Origin of the sequence: Nannocystis pusilla, from assembly GCF_020073745.1 — a bacterium.
GTDB classification, from domain to species: domain Bacteria; phylum Myxococcota_A; class Polyangia; order Nannocystales; family Nannocystaceae; genus Nannocystis; species Nannocystis radixulma.
Genome location: NZ_JAIRAU010000028.1, coordinates 142,059 through 166,204, shown reverse-complemented (window position 1 = coordinate 166,204; position 24,146 = coordinate 142,059). Strand labels below are relative to the sequence as shown.

Below are 24,146 nucleotides of genomic sequence, written 5' to 3'. Positions count from 1 at the left end.
TGTCGTTTAGCGCCAGCGCTTGTTGGCGACCGTGGCCAGGGTGGCCGACACGGCCTCCTTGAGGGTGCCGAGGACCATCAGCGAGTCGTCGACCTGCAGGCCGTGGTCGGCCAGCGCGGCGGCGGCGGCCGGCTGGATGCCGGTGAGCACGGTGCGGGCGCCGATCAGCTTGACCGCCTCGACCAGCTGAATGATGCGACCGGCGGGCGTGGTATCGACAGCACGCAGGCCGGTGAGGTCGAGGATGATGATGCGCGCCTGGTGGCGGGCGATGGCGTCGAGCACCGCCTCGCGCACGTGCAGCGAGCGCGACTCGTCGAGCGAGCCGACCAGCGGCAGCATCAGCACGCCGGGCGCGAGCGGCAGCAGCTGGGCCGACATCTCGGCGATGAGCTCGGCCTGTTGCTGGCGGATGATCTCGTCCTGCCGCTCGCGCTCGCGGATCGCGTTGCGCAGGCGGGTGACGTCGCGGACCTGCGTGGCCGCGGCCCCGCGTCCGCCGGCGGCGCCGGGGATCGCGAACATCGTCAGCTCGAGGTCGACGCGCACGCCGTCGAGCCGCAGGAACTCGGTGGTGCCGGGGACGATGTCGACGATGAGGCCGGCGGCGTCCTCGGCGGTGGCGTCGGGCGGGAGGGCGAGGATCCGCCGCAGCGCGGGGTTGCAGAACATCGGCTCGCAGGGGACGTTCGGGCGCACCAGCACGCCGTCGGGCGAGTGGTGGACCAGCGCCTCGAACACGCGCACCGCGTCCTCGGCCTGCTTGCGCTCGGTGACGTCGATGGCCACGCCGCCGATGCCGTCACCGTTGCGGTCGGGGTCGTCGGCGCGGCGCAGCGGGAAGATGTGCTCGAGGAACACGCGCTCGCGGTCGTCGATCGGGATGGCGAACTCGCTGACGCTCGGCGTGCCGGTGCGGATGACCTCGTCCACCACCTGATGGATCTCGGCGGCGACGTCGGCGTCGAGCAGGTCGGACTCGAGCTTGCCGACCACCTGATCGGGCGTGCGGCCGAGCAGCGTCGCGTGCAGGCGGTTGCTGAGCGTGAACCGGCCGTCGAGGTCCTTGGCGTAGAGGACCATCGGCGCGAACTCGGCGATCGCCCGCAGCAGCGAGGCGGTCTGGGTCAGCTGCCGTCGCTGCTCCTCGTGCGCCTGCTGCAGTGCGGCGTTGGTGGCCCGCAGCGCCGCGATCTGGGCCTCGAGTTCCTGAATGGTCGGCATGCTGCCAGGTCCGATCGACGGGGAGTGTGCCGCGGGCGTCCCGCGTTGTCACCGTCCGCGGGGCGCGAGCGGGTATGCAACGGCGCGTCGGGCCGACCCTCAGGCGCCGTTTCGGCGCGGCCACGCGCCGAGTTGTGGCGCTAGCTCGTGCGGCGAGCGGGCACGTCGATCCTTTTCTCTCGCGAGGTCGCGTGCCCCGGCGCTAGAACCACTCCGGACGGGTGGCCGCGTACGAGTCTTCCTCGTCGCGGCACAGGCGTGCGAGCGGGGCCACGCGGGGCAGCTCGGTGCGCAGCCAGTACTGCGCCGCCTGCAGCTTGCCGCGATAGAACGCCTCGTCGGCTGCTGTGGACAATGTCCCGCGGGACAGGGCGGCGCGGGCGACGGTGGCCTGGCGCAACCATTGCCAGGCGACGACGACGGTCATGAAGATGTCGAGGACGTCATGGCTATGGCGGAGCATGCGCTCCGGGTCGGCGAGGTGACGTCCCGCCAGCTCGGCGATCAGCGCACCCGCGGTGCCGGCGGCCTCCTGCAAGGCGGCGACGTCGCCGAGGTCGACCCCCGCTGCCTGCGCCTGCGAACATGTTTGCAAGATCTCCCGGCCCAACGCCTGCAGCGCGCCGGGGGCCAGCGCGCGGCGGCCGAGCAGGTCGAGCCCGTGGATCGTGGTCGTGCCCTCGTGGATGCTGTTCAGCTTCTGGTCGCGCAGCCACGCCTCGGGCAGGTACTCGCTCGAGTAGCCGTAGCCGCCGTGGATCTGCAGCGCGAGGATGTTGCTGTCGTAGCCGCGCTCGGCGGCGAAGCTCTTGGCGATCGGTGTCAGCAGGTCGAGCAGCAGCGCCGACCGCCGGCGCACGTCCTCGTCGTCGGCGTGGTGGGCGAGGTCGGTCAGCCGCGCCGTCTCGACCAGCAGCGACAGGCCGCCCTCGACGATCGCCTTCTGGCGCAGCAGCATGCGCCGGACGTCGGCGTGCTCGATGATCGGCACCGGCGGGCTGGCGGGGTCGCGGCGGCCCGCCGGGCGGCCCTGGCGGCGCTCGCGGGCGTAGGCCAGCGACTCGTGGTACGCGACCGCGGCGGTGGCGATCCCGTTGAGGCCGACCATCAGGCGGGCCTCGTTCATCATCTGGAACATGTACGAAAGACCATGTCCCGGAGCACCGACGAGCTCGCCGCGGCAGGCGCCGCGCTCGCCGAAGTTGATGACGAGGCTCGGCAGCCCGCGCCAGCCGATCTTGTGGATCATGCCGGCGGTGCTGACGTCGTTGTCGACCAGCGCGTCGGTTTCGACGTAGAGCCGCGGGATGGCGAACAGGGAGATGCCCTTGATCCCGGGCGGAGCGCCGTCGATGCGCGCGAGGGTGAGGTGGACGACGTTGTCGGCGAGGTCGTGGTCGCCGCCGGAGATGAAGATCTTGCCGCCCTGGATCGCGTAGGTGCCGTCGTCGCGGGGGGTGGCGCGGGTGCGGATGTCGGCCAGGCTGCTGCCGGCCTGCGGCTCGGTCAGCGCCATGGTCCCGGTCCACTCGCCGGAGTACATGCGCCGCATGTACCTGTCCTTCAGGTCATCCGAGCCGAACGCCTCGATCAGGTGGGCCGCGCCGGCGGTCAGGCCGGCGTAGCAGTAGGCGCTGAGGTTGGCCGCCATCAAGTAGGCCTCGGCCAGCAGCGCCACGGTGCGCGGCAGCTGCTGCCCGCCGACGTCGTGCGGCCGCGATGCCGTGATCACGCCGAGCTCGCACAGCCGGGGCCAGATCGCGCGCATGCGCGGGTGGACCTGGATCCGCCCGCCGGTGAAGGTCGGCGCGGCCTCGTCCATCGGCCGGTAGGCCGGGTACAGCACCTCGCGCGCGAACGCCCGCGCGTTGGCGAGGAAGAGGTCGAACACCTCGCGGTCGTGGTCGGCGAAGGCGGGCAGACGCAGCAGGGCGGCGGCGTCGTGGACCTCGTACAGCAAGAACGCGACGTCGCGGTCGGACAGGAGCGGGTTTCCGGCGGTCACGCGGGGAGGATATCGCGCCGCGAGGCAACCGGGGCGTGGTGTACGATGGCCGGCGATGTCGATGAATAAGGACCTCACTCGCGTCGCTCGCACCGGTTCGCTCGCGCTCGTCCTCGCCGGTTGCGGCGACGACGGCAATTCGACGGCAGGCGCGACGGCGGCGTCGGCGACGACGACGGTGAGCACGAGCGTCACGACGGGACCGACGACGGGGATCGTGCCGACCTCCTCTACCGCGACCGTGACCGAGGGCGGCTCGGAGAGCGAGGGCGGGACGACGACCGGGACGACCGCGCCGGTGGACCCGACGGTCGCCAGCAGCACCTCGACGAGCAACAGCACAGCGACAGCGGTCCGATCAAGTTCGACCACATGCGCGACGACCCCGACATGGGCGCCCCTCCGAGCTCGTGCAAGGTCGTCGACGACATGGACGCGATCGGCGATTGCACCGACAAGGCCCCGCCGGACTCGTTCGAGCCCGAGCCGCAGTGGACCTTCACCGGCCCGCCCGGGTTCGACAACTGCATCGTCATGCCGCTCGTCATCAACCTCACCGACGACAACCAGGACGGCGCCATCGACCTGTGCGACATCCCCGACGTGGTCGTGGTCGCCGGGCCGAACTTGAACAATGACACCTCGCCGTCGCGGCTCTACGTGCTCGACGGGGCCACCGGCGCGGTCCACTTCTTCGCCGCGGAGCCGGTGCAGTTCGGCGGCACGCCGGCGGCCGGCGACATCGACGGCGACGGTATCGCCGAGATCGTCGCCATCGAGCCGGGCGGCAGCGGCCGGCTCATCGCCTTCGAGCACGACGGCTCGCTGAAGTGGAAGAGCAACACCACGTGGCCGGGCTCGCAGTCGAGCGCGGTGGCGCTGGCAGACGTCGATCAGGACGGCGACGTCGAGATCATCGCCGGCGCCAAGTTGTACGACCACAACGGCATCGAGCTCTGGACCCGCGGCAACGACGCCATCTACGGCGCCTCGATGGCGGCCGACCTCGACGGTCAGCCCGGCCTCGAGGTGCTGGTCAACGGCGCGGCGTTCCACGCCGACGGCAGCACCTGGTACGACACCAACAATTTCGGCTGGGCCTTCCCGCAGGTCGCGAACCTCGACGGCGACCCGCAGCCCGAGGTGCTGATCTCGCGCGACAACTCCATCGAGCTGCGCCAGCACGACGGGACGCTGGTGTGGCAATTCACGCCCAACAATCAGGGCGACCTGAGCCGCCCGATCAACATCCACGACCTCGACGGCGACGGCGAGCCCGAGTTCGGCGTCAGCGGCCCAGGCCGGCGGCACCGCGTTCGACTTCATCGGCGGCGGCAAGGCCCAGGCGATCTACGCCGACGAGCACACGGTGTGGGTGTTCGACGATCTGGGCTCGCCGCTGATGCAGACGCCGCACCTGTCGGGCACGATCATCGAATACCCGGTGGTCGCCGATATCGACAACGACGGCTCGTCGGAGATCCTGGTGGTCTCCAACACCGCGCTCAACGGCGGGGTGCTCCCGTTCACCGTCCAGGCGGTGCGCGACGTCCAGGACCGGTGGGTCCAGGGCCGCCGGATCTGGAATCAGCACACCTATCATGTGACCAACGTGCGCGAGGACGGGACGATCCCGCAATTCGAGGTCCCGCACTGGGAGAAGCTCAACACGTTCCGCACGCAGGCGCAGATCTCGGTCGGCGGCGGGGTGTGCATCCCGCCGCAGTGAGCCGGCAGAATCGGGCCCGGACGCGCGAATCAGGGCAGGCCGGAGGTCGCGCGACGCCGGCCTGCCTGTCTCCAAGTTTGATTCTGCCGGGGGCGTGATATGCTGGCAGTGCTCATGGGAGGACGCTGATGTCGCGCCGCGTGGAGATGGCCTTGCTCGGGTTGTGCCTGGGGTTCACCACCCAGGCGTGCGTGTCCACCAGCGACGGCGACACGCGTGCGATAAAGGAGGCGGTGCAGGGCATGCTGGCCGAGAGCCGGACGTACCTGGAGATCGACGCTCTCCCGAGCAAGCGCAAGCTCGATCCGTTCCTGAGCAAGCCGGTGCCCGAGGAGGAGCGCTTCACGCCGATCGAGCTGTTCTTCCTGGTCGAGACGAACGTGCTGCGGCGGGAGTCCGTCAGCGCCGCCGGCTTGCAGGCGGCCTACTGCGCAGCGGTGAGGCAGATGCCGCCGGACTGGTGGAGCATGCCGGGTTCGACGAACACCGGCGTGGCGCGCCGCTTGCTGACGGTGCCGGGTGTCGAGACGTGCCTCACCGCCTTGCTCGACGACCGGACCCCGCTGAGGTACCTCGACGGCGAGTCCAACACGCTGGCCGGCGACCTCGACTGGCAGACCGGCGATCTCGCTGCGGGCCTCCTGGGCGCCCTCCGTCACGACGATTCATTCGACCACGGCGCCCGGCTGGGGGAGCGCATGAACGTCCGGAACCGCTGGCGCGACGGCGCGGGCCGCTGAGGCGCAGCGGATCGACGGCGGGCGCTCTGACCTCGCGTCGCCTTGCTGCGCTCGGCGGCGACGGCGAGGGACGCGGAGATGTGGATCCTAAAGCCGCGACGGCGCGGGCGCGCTCAGCAAGCCAGGCAGTGGATGCTCTCGACGCTCCAGTTCGAGCAATACCCGCACGCGTTGCACCAACGCGACTGGATCGATCGCTTCCAGCCGGGCATGTTCGGCTGGGGGTTGCAGGTGTTGCAGGGGTTGTCGAAGAAGTGATATTCGGTCCAGGTCCAATCTGCACAGGCTGCCGGCTGGACGCGCGCTCGCAGGTCGTCGTTCACGCCGCTCGCGGGTCCGTTGCCCTCCCCGGGGACGTGGATGGTGAATTCGCGGGCCGCGTCGTCGCACTCGGACGGGAGCCCCTCGAGGTCGACCGCGTCGAGAGGGACGAAGTCGCAGATCGAGAGCGGCTCGTCGCCCGACTCGACGACCACGATCTCCTCACGGGGCTGCTCGGGGGCCCGGGCCGCGGCCAGCTCGGCCAGGCGCTCGGCGGCGTCCGAAGGAGGGGCGTCGCATCCGCCGGTGAAGCCGGCTGCAGCGAGGAGAAGGCTGAAGAAGAGATTCGGCTTGGTCATGGCTTGTCGTCAATTGGTTGGGGGAATGGAGGCTGCCCCGCTCGGAGTCGTGGCGATGAGACGACTTCGATCGGGCTCGCGTTGGAAGTCTCTTGGACCTAGTAGGCAATTGGCGAAACTTCGGAATTTTTTCTCGGTGCCTCGCGGCGCGCGAGTTCGCCCGCGAGGACGCCACTCGGGGGCCGCGCCCCCAACCGAATCCATCTCCTTCGGTGACTGGGCGCAGGACTACGACCACGCCTTCACCGTGTTCTTCGACGACATCAAGATCAGCCTCGGTGACCGCAGCTCCGCGAAAGACCACGGACGCGGCGCCGCCGACGGCCGGCCTCACACACGGCCAAACGCGGTCACACCCGATTGCGCCTTCGAGCTGAAGCGCGCGATCGGGTGCTCGTCGGCGAGGTGTGGTGCGTGCTCGCGGCCGTGGCTCAAGCGGGCGGCCACATGCACAGGGCCGACTTCGGGTCGCAGATCATGTCGTCCGGGCACTGCTGACCGCCGCTGCAGTCGAGCGAGCACAACTTGGGCTCGTCGGCGGTGTCGCACGTCGGGATCGCGTCGCCCGTCGCCGGCACCGGGCATTGCTCGTTCTCGTCGCAGAACGGGGTGCAGGCGGTGAGTCCGTCGTTGTTCTCGATGCACAGGTACGTGCCGGGCTGGCAGCTCGACGCGTCGTCCTCGCAGCTCGCGTAGGGCGTCGCGTCGGGGTCGCCCGGCTGGGCGCACAGGGTCGTGCACATCAGCATGTCTTCGCAGACCGGCTGGTCGCAGGCGACGATGCAGGCGCGCAGCGCCGGTGCGGCCGCCTCGCAGTCGGCGACGCACTGCTCGAGCGCCACGGGCACCTCGCAATCGACGGTGCGCTGGCACAGCTGCGCGCACACGCCGGGCTCTCCGGTCGTGGCGGCGGTGCTCGCGTCGGTGGCGGAATCGTCGGTGGCGGAGCCGTCGGTGGCAGAATCGTCGGTGGCGGAATCGTCGGTGGCGGAGCCGTCGGTGACGGGGCCGCTGGTGATGGTCGGGCCGCCGCCCGTCCCGTCGGTGCTCGCGTCACCGGTCGCGGGCTGGTCGGTCGAGGCCTCCGAGGTCGCCGACGTCTCCGAACCGGACTCGCCGCAACCGAGCGCGAGCGAGAGCGCCAGGGCGGCAGGGAGCCGACGGAGCGAGGTCCGCTCGCGGCGGGATGTGGACAGCGCCGGCAGTAGAGTTGTAATTTGCATGCGGGAAGTGTACGCGGCGCGGGTAGCGCGGGCGTCGCAATTGTGCGAGCCATGTTCGCAGGATTGCGACGTGTGCGCGCGCCTTCCCCGAGCGAGCCCGAGCGGTGCGATTGACCGACGCGCTCGCGGGGCGGCTGTCTCGCGCCGACCGGGCAGCGCCGAGGCGACAATCCGGGCGCGAGGCGGCCGATGCCGCGCTCGGTCGACAGGCGATTGGCCGCGCTCGCGCTTCATGTCCGGCAGGGTACCGCGGCTGAAGGCGGCCGAACAACCCCGGCGCATCACCGGCGAGTCACCGGAATGTCATGAGGCGAATCGAGGTTGGACACCTACGATTCGGCGGCGGCCGATGTCGTGATTCGCCCACGTCCGCCGGGGCGCCGGCCCATACTTACGGGCATGTTTTAAAGGACATGTCACTCGTGCCGGCGGCAGGCGAGGCGCGGCTCGCCGCCGCCGGCGGGCAGGCGTCCTCGGCGCGGGCGGATCCGCCACCCCTCCTGTCTCGAGTTTTCTCTCCGCCGGGACAATTTTTTCCCGGGCGGCGGGTACTCCACCCGGGCTAAGGTCCGCATGACCCCCGGACGCCGCGTGGACCACGACGACCGCACCTTGCTGCACCTGCCCGTGGGCAGCGGGCGGCCCTCGGAGGAGCAGCAGGCGCTGCTGGGGATCTCCCAGACGCTGCCGGCGGGGCCGGGCGCGCTGTCGGCGACCGGCGAGGAGGCGCCCCGGCCGACGCGGGCGCGCGGCAACGTGGTCGGGCGCTACGTCATCCTCTCGCTGCTCGGCACCGGCGGGATGGGGGCGGTCTACGCGGCCCACGACCCGGAGCTCGATCGCAAGGTCGCGCTCAAGCTGCTGCGCCCCGACGCCAGCCCGGGCGAGGCGATCCGCATGGTCCGCGAGGCGCGGGCGCTGGCGAAGCTGACCCACCCCAACGTGGTCACGGTGTACGACACCGGCGTGGTCGGCGAGGGCGAGGAGGCCGAGGTCTTCATCGCCATGGAGTTCGTCGACGGGGTGACGCTGCGGACGTGGCTGCACGCGCGGCCGCGGTCGATACCGGAGATCGTCGAGGTGTTCGTGGCGGCGGCGCGCGGGCTGGCGGCGGCGCACCGCGTCGACCTGGTGCACCGCGACTTCAAGCCCGACAACGTGATGGTCGGCGGCGACGGGCGCGTGCGGGTGATGGACTTCGGCCTGGCGCGCGCGGGGGCAGGGTCGCCGTCGCGCGAGCCGAGCCTGCCCGGCGATCTGCGGGCGAGCGCGACCGACGTCCGCCTGACCCGCGCAGGCACGCGGCTCGGGACGCCGGCCTACATGGCCCCGGAGCAGTGGCAGGACGACGAGGTCGACGCGCGCACCGACCAGTTCGCGCTGTGCGTGGCGCTGTGGGAGGCGGTCCACGCGGAGCGGCCGTTCCGCGGCGAGTCGGTGCACGAGCTGATGTTCGCGGTCACCGAGGGGCCGCTGCCGCGGCCGCCGCAGGGTCGCCGCAGGGCCGCGGCGTGGCTCGGTCGCGTGCTCGAGCGCGGGCTGTCGCGCTCGCCGTCGCGGCGATTCCCGACGATGGACGCGCTGCTGGTCGAGCTCGAGCGCGGGCTGGCGCGCCAGCGGCGACGGCCGTGGCTGTTCGGGCTGGCCGGGGTGGCGCTGCTCGGGCTCGGGCTGTTCGGCCTGCGCGCCCGCAGCGTGGCCGGCTGCGCCGCGGCGGGGCAGGAGATCTTCGCGGTGTGGAACGAGGACACGCAGGCGGCCCTGCACGCGGCCCTGCTGGCCACGGGGGCGCCGTTCGCCGAGTCGTCGTACCAAAAGGCGGCGCCGCGGATCGACCGCTGGACGGGCACGTGGGCCGAGCTGCGCACCCGCGTGTGCACCGAGGCCGAGGTCGACGGGTCGCGCTCGCCGGCGCTGCACCGCCAGGCGGCGGCGTGCCTCGACGAGCAGCGCGAGTCGCTGGCGGCGCTGCTCGAGGTGTTCACCGCCGACTCGGCGGCCCAGGTGCCGCGGCTGGTGCCGGCGATCGCCGGGCTGGCGCCGCTGCAGCCGTGCACCGAGACGAGCTACCTGTCGCGCCTGCCGGCGCCGCCCGACGACCCGGTCACGCGCGAGCGGGTGCACGCGCTGCGCCGCGAGCTGCTGCAGGCCCGCGGGCACCTGGTGGCCGGCGACTGCAGCGGGCTGCCGCAGGCCGAGGCGATGCTGGCCGCCGCCGAGGCGCTGCCGCACGCGCCGCTGGTGGTGGCCGCGCGCGACCTGGTGGCCGACCTGGCCGAGTGCGGCGACGCGTTCGACCGCGCCGAGGAGGCGCTGCGGCGGGTGTACGTCGAGGCCGAGGCGCTGCAGGCCGACGAGGTCGCGGCCGGGGCGGCGATCCAGCTGGTGAGCACGATCGGCCGCGACCGCGCGCGCTCGGCCGAGGCGCTGCAGTGGGCGCTGCCGGCGGAGGTGATCGTGCAGCGGCTCGGCGAGACCCGCGGGCTGCTCGGCGCCGGGCTGGCCGAGAACAAGGCGCGCGTGCTGTTCGCCCGCGGCGAGCACGCGCAGGGGCTGGCCGGGATGCAGGCGGGGCTGGCGATCCGCGAGGAGCTGCTCGGGCCCGACCACCCGAGCGTCGGCGCGGCGCTCGACGTGCTCGGCAACATGTACCGCTCGGCCGAACAGCTCGACGCGGCGCTGGCGACCCAGACCCGCGCGCTGGCGGTCCGCCGCGAGGCCCTCGGCGCCGATCACCCGGCGGTCGGCGTGTCGGCCAACAACCTCGGCCTGCTCGAGCAAGCCCGCGGCGACTACGACGCGGCCCTGCCCCTGCTCGAGGAGGCGGCGGCGATCGCCGAGCGCGCGTTCGGCCCCGACGACCTCGAGGTCGGCACGGCGCTCAACAACCTCGGCCGCCTGCAGCACGTGCGCGGCCGCTACGCCGAGGCGCGGGCGCTGCTCACCCGGGCGCTGGCGATCCGCGAGGCCAAGCTCGGCCCGAGCGACCTCGACGTGGCGGTCACGCTGCAGAACCTCGGGCTGCTGGCGCTGCTCGAGGGCGACCGCCTGAGCGCGCGCGAGCTGCTGCAGCGGGTGCTGGCGATCCGCGAGCGCAAGCTCGACGAGTCGCACCCGGAGGTGGTGGCGATCCTCGACAGCCTGGGCACGCTGAACTACCGGATCGGCGACTACGCGCAGGCCCAGGCGCTGCACGAGCGGGCGCTGGCGATCCAGCGGCGCAAGCTGCCGCCCGAGCACCCCGACATCGCCAGCTCGCTGCGCAACCTGGCGCTGGTGCTGGCGGCCCGCGGCGAGCGCGAGCCGGCGCTGGCGCAGGCCGGTGAGGCGCTGGCCCTGGCCGAGCGCGCGCTCGGGCCGAGCCACCCCGACCTGGCGCCGTTCCTCAACACGCTCGGGCTGCTGCAGCGCCGGGGCGACCCGGCGGCCGCGGTGGCGACGCTGGAGCGGGCGCTGGCGATCTCGGCGCGCGCGCGCGGGCGCAAGCACCCGGCCACCGCGACGTCGCTGCTGCGCCTCGGCGAGGCCCACCTGGCCCGCGGCGCGCTCACGGAGGCCGAGGCGAGCCTGTCCGAGGCGCTGGCGATCCGCGAGACGCTCGGCAAGGACACGCCGGAGGTGGCGGAGGTGCTGGTGGCCCTCGGCGACCTCGAGCTCGCGCGCGAGCGGCCCGACGCGGCCGCGCCGCTGCTCGAGCGCGCGGTGCAGATCCGCAGCAAGGGCGGGATCGCCAGGCACCAGCTGGCCGAGGCCCGCTTCAGCCTGGCGCGCGCGCTGGGGGCCAGCGACGCGCCGCGCAGCCGCGATCTGGCCGAACAGGCCGCCGCGACCCTGCGCGACGAGGGCCCGCCGTTCGCCGCGGAGCTCGCCGCCGTCGAGGCGTGGCTGCACCGCTGACGGCGAGCGGCGAGCGGCAGTTCATGTCCGAGAGGACATGGTCGATCGGAAATGTTTTAAAAGACATGACTGGATGGGCATGCTCCATGGAGCATGTCCATTCTTCTGCGCGGGACGGAGCGCGTCGTGACCGCGATCGGCTACTTCGCGGGAGGCGCTCAGATCCCACGAAAGGTGAGGCGCAGGCACTTCTCCGTCTCGCAGGAGACCGTGTAACCGGAGCCCCTGTCGTTGACGTTGAGCTCGCCGTTGCAGCGCGAGCAGCGACGATGCGTGAACCCCTGCAGGCTCATCTCTTCGGCCGCGGCGTCGGCGTTGTCGACTTCGGCCTCGCGCAGAGCTCGCTCGTGGTCGGGTTCGAGGCTCATGGGCCGACCGCGCCCGTCAGAGCGCGGAGGCGGTGGTGCACCGGCCCCAGCTGCGCATGCCGGCGACGCGGACCTGCTCGCGCAGGTAGTCGTAGACCGTGTCGATCGGGCCGGCGGCGCCCGACAGCTCGTAGCCGCGGCGGCGGGTGAGCAGCGCGGCGGCGTCGATCTGCTGCAGCTCGTCGAGCGTGGTCTCGCCGTCGCGGTCGAGGTCGGCGTCGGCGATCCACTGGGCGCGCATCGTCGTCGTCTCGGTGGCGATCGTGGTCTGCAGCCAGGACACGGCGGGGAAGGTGAGGGTGACGTTCTGGCTGGGGACGGACGGGTCGTTCCACTCGCAGCCGGTGTAGGCCGCGCCGTGCGGCAGGCCCCAGCGGAAGCGGATCGTCGGGGCCTGCACGCAGTCGGCCGGGGCGTCGGGCTTGCACGAGTAGCCGTCGCGCTTCTCGATCGTGCCCTCGATGTAGAACGCCCAGCCGTTCTTGTTCATCATCTCGGCGTCCGCCTCGAGCGTGCCCGGCGACAGCGCCACGCTGTCGCCGGTGGCCGGCGGCAGCGTGAAGTCGACCGAGCCCGGTCCGCCGCGGCCGTCGACGTGGTCGACGAGGACCCCGTCATCGGGCAGGGCCTGCAGGTCGACGATGACGCGCGCGACGATCTCGTGGTCGCCGTCGTCGGTGCGGCGCAGGATGACGCTCCCGAGCGACACGAGGAGCTTCTGGTACTCGACGTTCCAGCCGTCGCGGATCTGGTGGGCACCCGAGCCGCCGAACAGGCCGAACACGCCCTGGCCGGCCGCCACGAACACGTCGCCCGCGGCCGCGATGCCGTCGCTGACGCTGCTGCGCGTGGTGTACATCTGCCCGCCGCCGGCCGAGCCGCCGCCGTCGTCGCCACAACCGCACAGCAGCGCGCCGCCGAACAGGCCACACAACAGGGACGTGCCGCGCATCGTTCGCGGAAGCACAGCACGCGCCCCGGGCCCCGTCAACTGCGTTTCATGCGACGCCGAACGAGGCGTGGCCCGGGCCAGCCATGTGCGAGGGATCGACCCGCCGGAGTCGAGGCCCAGGACCGCGAGCTGGCCCCATCAGGGCGAGTCGGCGAGCGCGAGGTCGAGGGCTCGCGCGCTGCTGTCGTGGTGAGCTGCCGACGACCGGAGCGCCCCCGTCACGGCGACCCGACGAGCGCGAGGTCGAGGACCAACCGGCGGGCCAGCGCGCGTCCCTCGGCGTCCTCCGGCGCGGCCGCGAGCGCGGCCTCGAAGGCCCGACGCGCCCGCACCGGCTCGCCGATCTGCACCAGCGCTCGCCCGTGGACGCGGTGCAGCGCGGCGCAGGCCTGGGCGCCGTCGCAGCGGGCGTCGAGGCCGGCGAACTCGGCCAGCACGAGCCGCACGACCTCGGGCGCGAGCTGCAGCGCGTCGAGCTCGCGCTGCCACGCGCGCGCGAACAGGTCGAGGAAGCGCGGCTCGCCGAGCAAGTGCCGCAGCGCCGGCGCGAGGCCGACCGGATCGGCCCGCAGCCAGCGCTGCAGCGCTGCGAGCCCGGACTCGTCGGCGAGCACGCGCTCGAGCGAGGGCCCGGCGATCTGCCAGCGCGCCTGCCGGATCGCCGCGAGGGCCTGCCACAGCCGCGCGCGCGGGCCGGTGAGCTCGGCGAGGAGCTCCGCGGCCGCCCCGGGATCGCCGTCGACGAGCCGCGCGGCCGCCCGGGCCAGCGGGGAGGGCGGTCCGACCGTCGCCGGCACCGCGCCCAGGACTTCGAGCGCCGTGAGTCGCACGCGCATGCGGGCCTCGCCGCCGCGCAGCTCGAGCGCGAGCGGGCCGGGGACCCAGCGGCCGGGCAGCGCCACCTGCTCGCGGAGCGCGGGCCAGCGGCCGGCGTCGAGCGCTCGACAGGTGAGGGCGTCGGCGGCGACGTCGAGCTGCAGCCGCAGCGGGACGCCCGTGCCGTCGACGCGGACCGGACCGAGCGAGGCGACGGTCGCGTCGCCGGCAGGGGTCGCGTCCGCGGCGCCGCGGGCCCGATCGTTCGCGGTCGCAGGCGAGGCGGAGCCCCCTGCCGAGTCGGTCGTGCGCGCGCCGTCGTCCGCCGCCCGCGCCACGGCGTCGTCGGCGTGGGCGGTCGGTTCGGACATCGAGGCCGCGCAGCGCAGCTCGAGCGCGGGCGACTCGTGGTCCGCCGCGACGTGCAGCTCGAGCTGGGCCGCCGTCTCGGCGCCGGCCACTCGCACCACGAACACGCCGCCCGGTGCGAGCGCCGAGGGCTCGAGCGCGAGCTCGACGAGCAGCCGATCGGCGCGCTGCGCCAGCGACCAGGCCGCGAGCAGCCCGCCCTCGCTGTCGACGACCAGCGTCCGGTCCAGCGGATCGCTGCGCAGGGCCGCGGGCGCCACCGCGGTCCACGGATCGGTGTCGCCGAACCGCAGCGACAGGCGCGTGCGCGCGGCCAGCAGCGCGGCCAGGCGATCGCGCAGGGCCTCGACCTCGGGCCGGGCTTCGGGGGTCGCCTCCGCCAGCCGCGTGGCGAGCACCCGCGCGGCCTCCTCGACGCGCCCGGCTCGCAGCAGCAGGCTGGCCTGCTCGGCCAGGGCCGCGTCGCGCACGCTGGGCTCGGCGGCCGCCGTGACCGCGAGGGCCAGCGCCCGCGCATCGTCGCCCGTCGCGGCGACCAGGGCCGACGCCGCCAGCCGCCAGCGCGCGCGTGTCGGCGGGTCCGCCCGGCCCGCGAGGGTGAGCAGGGTGGCCGCCGACAGGTCGAGCAGCCCGGCCCGGGCCAGCGCGATCACCCCGCGCGGCACCCCGGCGTCGCCGAGCCGCTGCTCGAGCGGCGCGGGGTCCGTGGGGCCGAGGCCGGCCGTCTCGCGGTCCGGGGCGCCGCCATCCCGGGCGCCGGCGGGTCGGCTCGCCGGCGGCGAGACGGCGGCCGCGGCCCGCAACGGGCCCAGCTCCGGGGCGGAGCTCAGCTCGGGCGCCTCGGCGGTGATCAGCGCCAGCACCCGCGCGGCCTCGCGCGCACCGCCGCCGGATCGAGGCCCGCGACGTGCTCCGCTGCGTGTCCCGGCGGGAGAGTCGGGCGGAGGGTGCGCGCCGTCGCGCGTCGCCACGGGTGCGGTGGCCAATTCATGCGCGCCGTCGCGCATTGCGTCGAGGGCTCCGATGGGGCCGTGCGCGCCATCGCCCGTGATGGCGGGAGCGTCGGACGGACGATGCGCGCCGCCGCGCGCCGCGTCGGGGGCTCCGATGGGGCCATGCGCGCTGTCGCGCGTCGTCGCGGGAGCGTCGGACGGATTGTGCGCGCTGTCGCGCGTCGCGGCGAAAGCTTCGGCCGAGCCATGCGCGCCGTCGCGCGCCGTCGCGGGAGCGCCGGCGGGGTTGTGCCCGCTGTCGGGCCGCCTGGGCCCGCCGTCGCGCGCCGTTCTTCCCTCGCGGCGCTCGGCGGCCGCGCGTGCCAGCCCGAGCAGCGCCTCGTCGCGCGCCTGCACCTCGCCCTCGGCGAACACGAACGCGTGCGCCCAGGCCTCGCGCGCCGCGGCCTCCTGGGCTTGCTCGAGCAGCCGCGCCCAGCGGGCCCAGGCTCGCCCGGCTTGCGCGTCGGCGACGCTCGCCAGCACCAGCGGCCCGGAGGCGGCAGCCCCGTCCGCCAGCAGGCCGGCGAGCTGCTGCTCGACGGCAGCGAGCGTCCGCTCGGCCGCCGCCGCCTCGCGCCAACTCGACCACGCCGGCACCGCCAGCCCGGCGATCGCCAGCGCCGCCACGGCCCCCGCGCCGGCCAGCCACCAGCGCCGCCGCGCCGGCCGTCCCGCGGTCTCCGGCAGCGCCAGCGCGGCCAGCAGCGCGTCCATCGTCGGCCAGCGCTCGGCCGGGTCGCGGCGGAGCCCGCGGAGCAGCGGCTCGCGCAACGTCGCCGGCACCTTCGTCCCGGCAGGCGGCGCGCGCAGGGTCCCGGCCGCCACCGCGGCCAGGTCCTCGAACGGGCGCTCGCCGTACAGCGCCTCGTGGGCCATCACGCAGAAGCTGAACTGGTCCGAGCGGGCCTCGGCGCGGCCGGGGTCCTGGAGCTGCTCCGGGGCCATGAACGCCGGCGTCCCGAGCACCGTGCCGGACTTCGTCAGCGGCGCCTCGAGGCTGCCCGTCGCCGTCTCCGCGGGCGCGCCGGGGTTGGCGCGCGCCAGCCCGAAGTCGACCACGCGGGCGCGCCCGTCGGCCCCGACGAGCACGTTCTCGGGCTTGAAGTCGCGGTGGATGATGCCGGCCGCGTGCGCGGCCGCCAGCCCGCGCCCCGCCTGCGCCAGCACCTCGACGATCTCCGCCGGCTCGCGCGGGCGCTCGCGCAGCCACTCGCACAGCGTCGTCCCGCGCACCAGCTCCATCACCACGAACGTCTGCCCGTCGGCCTCGCCGATCTCGAACACCTGGACCACGTTGGGGTGCGACAGCCGGCCGAGCGCGTGGGCCTCGCGGCGCAGGCGGGCCAGCTGCTCCGGGTCGGGCTGGCCGCGCGGCGAGTGCAGCAGCTTGACCGCGACCTCGCGGCGCAGCTGCGGGTCCTGGGCGCGGAACACCACGCTCATGCCGCCCTGGCCGAGGCGGCCGAGCAGGCGGTAGCGGCCGAGCTGCACCGGCTCGGCTGGCCTTTGGAACAGGCGCTTGCCGACCGCCGCGGCCAGCAGCCTGGCCTCGAGGTCCGACAGCGCGCCGGGACGCGGACCTGGGCGCTCCGGGTCCATGGCGCTCTACTGCTGCGCCCGCAGGTTGCGGGCCCAGGTCTCGAAGCCGAGCGGGATCGCCTCGCGCACCGCCTGCGAGCTGGTCAGCATCGCCATCTGCTCCTCGAGCAGCTGCCGCGCGCGCCGCAGCCGGGTCGCCGCCGTGCCGACCGGCACCTCCAGCGCCGCGGCGATGTCGGCGACGCTGAGCTCCTCCCAGTAGAACAGCTCGATCACCAGCTGGTGCGCCAGCGGCAGCCGGACCAGCGCGTCGAGCAGGAGCTGCTCCTCCTGCTGCTTGGCCATCACCGCGCTGGCCGTCGGGCCCAGCTCGCACAGCGACACCTCGTCGAGGTCGAGCGGCTGGCCGTGGCGGTGGTTGCTGCGCAGCTGGTTGTAGAGCACGTTGCGGGCGATCCCGAACAGGAAGCCGCGGAAGCTGCCCTCGCCGCTGAAGCGCTGCTGTCCCTCGAGACAGCCGAGGAAGGTCCGCTGGATCAGCTCCTCGATGTCGCCCTGGACCTTGTTGCGGAAGAAGCGGGCGATCGACGCGAAGTGCCGGGCGAACAGCGCCTCGCCGGCCGCCTGATCGCCCGCGCGCCAGGCCGTGAGCAGCTGCGAATCGCTGGCGTCCGCCACGGGCAGGCACCGTAACAGACCCGCGCGCCCGCCGGCAAGGCGCCGTCCGGGAGCGTCGCGCGCGCGACCGCGTGCGCGCGGCGAGCCGCCGGACCGGTGGGCTCCGGATCGCGGCGCCCCGCGGGCCCATGGGCGCGCGGCGCTCGACAGCCCGGCTGTCCGCGGCGCGGACCCGTGTCTCTCGGCGGGCTCTTCCGCGGGCGCCGGGCAAAAAATCGTCGCTGCTCGCAATTCGAACGCTCGCCGCGGTTACTCCGCAGGGGAGCGACGAGGACACCATGCTTACGAATCTTAAAAACTGTGGACTTTCGCGCGCCGGCTCGCGCCGGGGGCTCGGGCTGACGATTGCGCCGCTGCTGGCCGCGCTGACCGGCGCGTGCGGCGACGACGGCAGCGCCGGCGGGTACTACCAGGACAGCCACGGCGAGGGCGCGCCGGAGGAGTCGCCGAACGAGCCGGTCCAGCCCGACGACGCCCAGGCCGGCGAGGCGCCGGCGTGCGACGAGGAGACGCCGGTGACGCTCTACCTCTCGCCCGACGACTCGAACTCGACGTCCTCGCCGGTGCAGGCGCGCGAGGCGATCCTCAGCCGCGGCGACCTCGCGGGCGTGCCGCTGCGGACGTGGGAGTTCCTCAACTACTACTCGTTCAAGTACCCGGCCGCGCAGCCCGGCCAGGTCACCGTCACGCCGGAGCTGACGCGCGTCGACGGCATGCCCGAGGGGCAGTACGTCATGCAGATCGGCGTCGCCGGCGAGTCGATCCCCGACGCCGATCGCCGGCTCATGAACATCACCCTCGTGCTCGACGAGTCGGGCTCGATGTCGGGTCTGGCGATCGAGATGGAGCGCGAGGTGTGCCGCCGGATCGCCGGCAGCCTGCGCGCCGGCGACGTCGTCTCGCTGGTCGGCTGGGACACCGAGAACGCGGTCAAGCTGGCCGGCCACGTCGCCGTCGGGCCCGACGACCCCGCGGTGGTCGCCGCGTGCGACGACCTCGAGGCCGGCGGCGGCACCGACCTCAACGGCGGTCTGCGGGCCGGCTACGAGCTCGCGCACCAGCACTTCGACGGCGAGCGGGTCAACCGCGTCGTCCTCGTCAGCGACGGCGGCGCCAACGCGGGGATCACCGACATCGGCATCATCGCCGACGGCGCCGGCGACCAGGACCAGGACGGCATCTACCTCGTCGGTGTCGGGGTCGGCTACCCCGAGCAGTACCACGACGCGCTGATGGACGCCGTCACCGACGTCGGCCGCGGCGCCTCGCTGTTCATCCCCTCGGCCGAGGAGGCGCGCAAGATGTTCTCCGAGCGCTTCGTGCAGACCATGGGCGTGGCCGCGCGCGACGTGCGGGTGCGCCTCGACATGCCGCCGGGCTTCTCGATCGTCGCCTTCAGCGGCGAGGAGTACTCCGAGGACGCGGCGGAGATCGAGCCGCAGCACCTGGCGCCGAACGACGCGATGGTGTTCCACCAGACGATCGAGTCGTGCGCCCCCGCGAGCGTCGACCCGAACGCCGAGTTCACCGTCGCCGTGAAGTGGAAGGACGGCGTGACCTTCGCCGAGCGCGAGACCTCGGTCTCGCTGCAGCTCGGCGAGGTGCTGGCCGCCGAGTCGGCGATGCTCAAGAAGGGCGCCGCCGTGTACGCCTACGCCGAGAGCCTCAAGGCGCTGAGCCGCGGCGCGAGCGACCCGCTCGCCCCGGCGTTCGCCGCCCTGGCGCGCGCCGAGGCGGTCCTGCCCGGCGACCCCGACCTCGCCGAGATCCGCGGCATCCTCGAGCGGCTGTGAGGCGCGGTCTCTTCGATGTCCTATTGTGCGGAGTGAACAGCGAAAGGCGAATCATGCACGTATCGGCCGCCGTACGCCCGCGCGCGGCCATGTGCCACGATTCGCCCGAATTTGCTCGCGCCCGGTGATCGCCGCCGCGGCGGCGCCGGCGCGGCTCGCGGGCCGGCCGCGAGGTGTGCTTACTATCTCTTATGGCGATGCCCTTCATCAGCTCGCCCCACCTTGCGACCGGCCCGCGATCTTTATCTGCTCGAAGCGACATGTCACCTGCGCCGAGGGACATATCATTGCACATGTCTCTTCGGGCATATGTTCACGGCGCCGCGGCGAACGCCGCCCGCGCGAAGGCCTCGAACGAGCGCGGCGCTCGCCCGGTGCGGCGCAGGACCTCGTCGGTGACGCGGTCCTCGGCCCCGCCGGCGATCGCCTGCTCGAGCGCGCCGAGCAGCGCCGCGTAGTCGGCGGGCATCCCGGAGGCGATCACGTGGGCCTCCCAGGCCGCGCGGGTCAGCGCCCGGTGGACGACCGCCTCGCCGAGCACCCGCGACAGGATCGCGGCCGCGTCGGCGTACGACAGCGCCTCGGGCCCGGTGAGCACCAGCGCCGCGTTCGCCGGCGCGAGCAGCGTGGCCACCGCGACCGCGGCGATGTCTTCGGCGTCGATGAAGCCGATCCGGCCGTCGCCGGTGGAGCTGGCGATCGTGCGCTCGTCGCGGAGCTCGCGGCCGAGCGCGTGCTGCGGGTCGGAGAAGTTCTGCATGAACCACGACGGCCGCAGCACGGTCCACTCCGGCGCGCGCGCGGCCAGGGCGGCATGGACGGCGCCGACGCCCGGCATGCTCGCGTCGATCGCCGACGAGCTGAGCAGCGCGAAGCGCCGCGCCCCGCGGGCGAGCGCGCGGTCGATGAACGGCACCATCCGCGGCGCCGGATCGCGGACCAGCGCCGGCGCGACCAGGTACGCCGCGTCGATGCCCCGCAGCGCCGCGTCGTGCGTGCCCGGGTCGGCCCAGTCGAAATGGACCTGGTCGGGGCCGCTCGGCCTGCGGCTGGCGATCACGGGCGTCTCCCCGTGCGCCCGCAGGCCGCGGGCCACCGCGCTGCCGGTCTTGCCGGTGCCTCCGATGACGAGCACGCGCATCACACACCTCCCAGCGCGGCGAGGATGCCGCCGTGCTTGGCGAATGCGGCCATCGCCGCCGCGGGGTCCCAGTACTCGCGGTAGCGGACGACCAGGCCGTCCTTGCACTCGAGCACCATCACGTAATCCTGCTCGTAGGCGACGTCGCCGGGGGCCAGCGTGGCCGAGCCGTGGACCTCGGCGACGACGACGTCGGGGTCGACGGTGGCGTGGACCCGCAGGTCGCGGAACCTCAGCCCGCGGAACACCGCGGGCGTGCGGCGGAAGTAGTCGGCGATCGCCGGCTTGCCGACCAGGCGCGGCGGAGAGCCGACGCTCGCGGCGTAGGGGAACTCGACGATCGCGTCGTCGGCGAACAGCGCGAGCCAGCGCTCGATGTCGCCGGCGATGAGATCGAGGTGCGCCGCGAGCGCTGCGGCCGCGCGCATGGGTCGTTCGGGGTCGTGCATGGCGTCTCCTGTGCCTGCGAAGCTAGTCGCCCCGGCCGCACCGCGCGTCCGGTTCGCCGATCCGTCCGTCCTGCGCCGGCCCGGGTTATGCTGCGGGCCGATGACCGAGCTCGACGCCCTCGCGCGCTCCCTCGTCGTCCTCGGCAGCGAGGTCACCAGCCTCGAGCTCGGCGGGCGCTGGGGCAAGCACCGCCGGGCCGCCCGCGCCAGCGCCAAGCTGTACGCCGCCTTGCACGGCGGCGGCGAGCTCGTGGTCGCCGATCGCCGGCTGTCTCTTCGAGCAGGTGAGCTCGCGTTCCTGCCGCGGGCCGACGAGCACGTCATCCGCGACAGCGCCGCGACCCCGATCCCGCGCGACGGCAGCGCCTGCGTCGGCATGCAGCAGACCGCCGCCGACGTGTGGGTCAGCGCCGGGACCCCGACGACCCGCCTCGTCGTCGTCGATCTGCAGGTCGACCACGCCGACGCCCCGTGGCTCGCGCTGCTGCCCGCGGTCGTGCACATCACCGGCGAGCAGCCCGAGCTCGGCCGCTGGCTGGCCGACACGCTCGCGCTGCTCGGCCGGGCCCGCGCGCTGTCGCCGTCGCTGCGCGAGACGATCACCGCCTCGTGGGCCCAGGCGCTGTTCGCCGAGGCCCTGCGCGCCGGCGCCGGGACCCTGCCCGGCGCCGAGGCCCTGCGCGACGACCGGGTCGTCGCCGCGCTGCTGCGCCTGCGCGCCGAGCCGGAGAGGCCGTGGGAGCTCGGCGAGCTGGCGGCGCAGGTCGGCATGTCGCGCTCGGCCCTGGCGGCCCGCACCACCGCGCTGCTCGGCGAGCCGGTCGGCAGCTACCTCCGCCGCCTGCGCCTCGATCGCGCCGCCAGCCTGCTCGCCACCACGGACGCGCCGATCAAGGTGATCGCCGCCCGCGTCGGCTACGCCAGCGAGCCCGCGTTCACCCGCGCCTTCGTGCGCGCCCGCGGCACCGCGCCCGTCGCCTACCGCCGGGCGCTGCGGCAGCCGGACGCGGCGCGGGCCGATGGCGCGAAAGACATGTCCTGAAGGTCATGCCCGGGTATCCGGGACGTCTTCCGATGAGTTTGTGAGCTCCTGGTGATGAGGCTGGGACCTCGCCGGTTCGGCGCGGCCGGACGAACGACCGCGGGCGAGCGGCCGACTGTGGTGAATCGCGGCCGCGGCGATCTCGCGGGCGTCCGCGGGGTCCGCCCGAGCGGCGCTCGATCGGGCCGCGGACGTGTCGCGGACGGGAACGTGGCCCTGGTCGCTTGCGAGCGCGGAGGACGGAGTCATCTCCGGCACGACGTCGACCGAGGTCGCCATGACCCATGTTCTCGTATACGGAGCGGTCGGCTGGTGCGCCGAAATTCTGTGGACGGCGATCTGCTCGCTGTTCACCGGCGTGCGCGGCGATCTGGGCGACGACAAGGGACCCACCAGGCTGAGCCGCGAGCAGCGCCTGAGGCTGCTCGGTCACACGTATCTCTGGATGTTCCCGGTGTACGGGCTCGGCGGGCTGCTGTTCGAGCGGCTTCACGACGCGATCCGCAGCTGGCCGTGGCTCGGTCGCGGGGCGCTGTGGACGGTGCTGATCTTCGCCGTGGAGTACGTCGCCGGCGCGCTGCTGTGCCGGCTGACCGGTCGCTGCCCGTGGGACTACAGCTACTCGCGCTATCACCTGCACGGGCTGATCCGCTTCGACTACGCGCCGCTGTGGTTCGTGTTCGGGCTGGTGCTCGAGCGGGTCCACGACGCGGTCGCGGCGATGTGACGAGCGGCCGCGGGGTCGACCCGAAGCGTTCGCTCGCGCGCCTGGGCTCGCCGCGGTGAATCGCGCAGCCGGCAAACCGAAGATTGGGCCCGAAACGTCCGCGAGGCCCGTCCCTGCGAGCTCCGCGGATACGCTGAATCGCTGGCATTGCCGGCGTACCGCGGAATGTATTGTGATTGCCGGATTCGTCACGGCCGAGCCCGCTGCGCGATCGACGGGCGCGTTGTGCTGCGATTGTGGCCTCGTTGATGATTCACGGAGAAACTCGTTCTACCATGTCTCAAAGACCAGGCCGTTGATCGGCGATCCCGAGCGTGGCCGGCGGCTGGCGTGTGATGTACCCTCGCGGCCATGCAACTCTCATTTCTTGTAAAGACGCCCGTGCTCCCCCTGTTCGTGGCCCTGTGCGCCGCGCCGCTGGCCTGCGGTGACGACAAGGGCGGGGACACGGAGACCTCGGGCTCGGCGACGCAGGCGACGCAGGCGACGCAGGCGACGATGGCGAGCCAGACGATGGGCGCGACGACGGACGACACTGACGCCGGCACCGCCACCGAGGCCGGCACGGACACGGCGGCCACGGACACGGCGGCGACCGACACCGCGGCGACCGAGACGACGGTGGCACCGACGTCGACGACGACCATGCCCCCGCCGACGACGACGGAGGATCCGACCGGGGCCGGCTCGGGTCAGTTCTGCCAGGAGGCCTGCGCCGGCGATGCCGACTGCCTGATCGGCGGCGTCGACATGGGCTACACCTGCCAGGACAATCGCTGCCAGAACGCGGCGTCGAAGTGCTCGGTCGACACGCAGTGCAACGCGCTGTTCAGCGGCTGGGTGATGGACTGCGCGGCCCAGGCCGACTGCATGATGGGCTACGCCTGCGTCGACATCGGCGACGGCGTCGGCAAGTGCGCCATCACGCCGAGCGACATCATCATGTGCGAGACGCTGACGATGGAAGAGATGATGATCGACGCCATCGAGGGCGGCATGCAGATCACGGTCTGCGGCAAGACCGGGGCCAAGTGCGACAACGAGGTCTGCGTCGATCCGTGCGAGGCCAACACCGATTGCCCGGCGCAGGGCGGCCACCCGATGTGCAACGTCGACACCGGCCGCTGCGAGTGCGGCTCCGACGCGGACTGCGCGGCCACCGGCCTGCCGCAGCTCGCCGTCTGCAACAACGGCGTGTGCGGCTGCGGTCAGGACAGCGACTGCGCCGGCACGATGTACTCCGACAAGTGCTTCGAGGGCACCTGCGGCTGCTCGACCGTCGACGTGTGCATGAACCCCAACGTGTTCGACGGCACGATGAAGGCCTGCGAGGGCTTCTGAGCCGCTCGCCGCCGCCGGTCGGCGCGGGCCGGCCGGCGACCGCCCTGGTGTGAGTCGTTCGCGCGGTGGCCGGCGTATCGCGGGTCGCTCGCCGATTCATGCCAGGGGCGATTCATGGCAGTCGGTGCGCCGGGGCAGCAGGCCCGGCGCACGGGCTCACGCGCGGTACAGTGGGAAGAACTGGAACGCCCGCGGCCACTCGGCGCGCGGCTTGAACGCGAGCGCGACCTCGGCCCCGTCGAGCGCGGACTCGGTGATCACGACGAATTCACCGGCGGCCCGCGCGGCGGCGAACTCGGCGTCGCCGACCTTGCAGACGACCTTGCGGAACGGGCCGGCGAGCCACTGCGCGACCTCGGGCGCGTCGCGGAACTGCAGGTACGCGGCCAGCGACGCGTGCGCGCACGCGACCATGGCGAAGCCGAGCGGCACGCCGGCGCGGATCAGGATGTACATCTTCACGGGCGCGATCGTTGGCACGGATCGCGCCGCGCGTCC

General features: G+C 73.5%; 18 protein-coding genes. 7 read left to right on the top strand and 11 right to left on the bottom strand.

Annotated elements, in window-relative coordinates; translation table 11 throughout:
- Positions 1-6 precede the first annotated feature (6 nt).
- Both K7C98_RS22225 and K7C98_RS22220 read right to left on the bottom strand, forming a co-directional pair.
- A complete protein-coding gene (locus K7C98_RS22225; protein ID WP_224193732.1) occupies positions 7-1,224 on the bottom strand; it encodes a PAS domain S-box protein in 1,218 nt (405 codons plus the stop codon).
- 202 nt (positions 1,225-1,426) lie between these two features.
- Entirely contained in the window at positions 1,427-3,229 is a 1,803-nt protein-coding gene (locus K7C98_RS22220; RefSeq protein WP_224193731.1) for an acyl-CoA dehydrogenase, read from the bottom strand.
- Between the two features lie 534 nt (positions 3,230-3,763).
- On the opposite strand from K7C98_RS22220, the gene K7C98_RS22215 reads away from it, so the two are divergent.
- Both K7C98_RS22215 and K7C98_RS22210 read left to right on the top strand, forming a co-directional pair.
- On the top strand, positions 3,764-5,056 hold the full coding sequence (locus tag K7C98_RS22215; protein ID WP_224193730.1) for an FG-GAP repeat domain-containing protein: 1,293 nt from the start codon (positions 3,764-3,766) through the stop codon (positions 5,054-5,056).
- Between the two features lie 30 nt (positions 5,057-5,086).
- On the top strand, positions 5,087-5,698 hold the full coding sequence (locus tag K7C98_RS22210) for a hypothetical protein (RefSeq protein WP_224193729.1): 612 nt from the start codon (positions 5,087-5,089) through the stop codon (positions 5,696-5,698).
- Between the two features lie 113 nt (positions 5,699-5,811).
- On the opposite strand, the gene K7C98_RS22205 is transcribed toward K7C98_RS22210, so the two are convergent.
- A complete protein-coding gene (locus K7C98_RS22205) occupies positions 5,812-6,318 on the bottom strand; it encodes a hypothetical protein (RefSeq protein ID WP_224193728.1) in 507 nt (168 codons plus the stop codon).
- Positions 6,319-6,749: 431 nt separating this feature from the next.
- Positions 6,750-7,541, bottom strand: a complete 792-nt coding sequence (locus K7C98_RS22200) for a hypothetical protein (RefSeq protein ID WP_224193727.1) — start codon at positions 7,539-7,541, stop codon at positions 6,750-6,752.
- Positions 7,542-8,114: 573 nt separating this feature from the next.
- Between K7C98_RS22200 and K7C98_RS22195 the strand changes: the two genes are divergently transcribed.
- On the top strand, positions 8,115-11,438 hold the full coding sequence (locus tag K7C98_RS22195) for a tetratricopeptide repeat protein (RefSeq protein WP_224193726.1): 3,324 nt from the start codon (positions 8,115-8,117) through the stop codon (positions 11,436-11,438).
- A 158-nt stretch (positions 11,439-11,596) separates the two neighbouring features.
- Here K7C98_RS22195 and K7C98_RS22190 read toward each other — a convergent pair whose 3' ends face one another.
- From K7C98_RS22190 to K7C98_RS22175, 4 genes are all read right to left on the bottom strand, one after another.
- Positions 11,597-11,806, bottom strand: a complete 210-nt coding sequence (locus K7C98_RS22190; protein WP_224193725.1) for a hypothetical protein — start codon at positions 11,804-11,806, stop codon at positions 11,597-11,599.
- A gap of 16 nt (positions 11,807-11,822) precedes the next feature.
- On the bottom strand, positions 11,823-12,758 hold the full coding sequence (locus K7C98_RS22185) for a hypothetical protein (protein WP_224193724.1): 936 nt from the start codon (positions 12,756-12,758) through the stop codon (positions 11,823-11,825).
- A 218-nt stretch (positions 12,759-12,976) separates the two neighbouring features.
- A complete protein-coding gene (locus K7C98_RS22180; protein ID WP_224193723.1) occupies positions 12,977-16,537 on the bottom strand; it encodes a serine/threonine-protein kinase in 3,561 nt (1,186 codons plus the stop codon).
- Between the two features lie 6 nt (positions 16,538-16,543).
- Positions 16,544-17,155 (bottom strand): RNA polymerase sigma factor, encoded by a 612-nt coding sequence (locus K7C98_RS22175; protein WP_224193722.1) that lies wholly within the window; start codon positions 17,153-17,155, stop codon positions 16,544-16,546.
- Positions 17,156-17,433: 278 nt separating this feature from the next.
- Here K7C98_RS22175 and K7C98_RS22170 point away from each other — a divergent pair, with 278 nt between their 5' ends.
- Positions 17,434-18,948, top strand: a complete 1,515-nt coding sequence (locus K7C98_RS22170; protein WP_224193721.1) for a vWA domain-containing protein — start codon at positions 17,434-17,436, stop codon at positions 18,946-18,948.
- 313 nt (positions 18,949-19,261) lie between these two features.
- Here the strand turns inward: K7C98_RS22170 and K7C98_RS22165 are convergent, their stop codons facing one another.
- A complete protein-coding gene (locus K7C98_RS22165; protein WP_224193720.1) occupies positions 19,262-20,089 on the bottom strand; it encodes an NAD(P)H-binding protein in 828 nt (275 codons plus the stop codon).
- Entirely contained in the window at positions 20,089-20,538 is a 450-nt protein-coding gene (locus tag K7C98_RS22160) for a nuclear transport factor 2 family protein (RefSeq protein WP_224193719.1), read from the bottom strand. The genes K7C98_RS22165 and K7C98_RS22160 overlap by 1 nt, the downstream gene beginning before the upstream one ends.
- A gap of 100 nt (positions 20,539-20,638) precedes the next feature.
- Here K7C98_RS22160 and K7C98_RS22155 point away from each other — a divergent pair, with 100 nt between their 5' ends.
- The 3 genes from K7C98_RS22155 to K7C98_RS22145 all read left to right on the top strand — a co-directional run bounded on the left by K7C98_RS22155 (position 20,639) and on the right by K7C98_RS22145 (position 23,648).
- The gene (locus K7C98_RS22155) at positions 20,639-21,580 is read left to right on the top strand and encodes an AraC family transcriptional regulator (protein WP_224193718.1); all 942 of its coding nucleotides are present in this window, start codon (positions 20,639-20,641) and stop codon (positions 21,578-21,580) included.
- A 277-nt stretch (positions 21,581-21,857) separates the two neighbouring features.
- Positions 21,858-22,307 carry a putative ABC transporter permease gene (locus tag K7C98_RS22150; protein WP_224193717.1) on the top strand — a complete coding sequence of 150 codons (450 nt, stop codon included), beginning with the start codon at positions 21,858-21,860 and terminating at the stop codon, positions 22,305-22,307.
- A 351-nt stretch (positions 22,308-22,658) separates the two neighbouring features.
- The gene (locus tag K7C98_RS22145) at positions 22,659-23,648 is read left to right on the top strand and encodes a hypothetical protein (RefSeq protein ID WP_224193716.1); all 990 of its coding nucleotides are present in this window, start codon (positions 22,659-22,661) and stop codon (positions 23,646-23,648) included.
- Between the two features lie 156 nt (positions 23,649-23,804).
- On the opposite strand, the gene K7C98_RS22140 is transcribed toward K7C98_RS22145, so the two are convergent.
- Entirely contained in the window at positions 23,805-24,104 is a 300-nt protein-coding gene (locus K7C98_RS22140) for a peptidyl-tRNA hydrolase (RefSeq protein WP_224193992.1), read from the bottom strand.
- Positions 24,105-24,146: the final 42 nt, after the last annotated feature.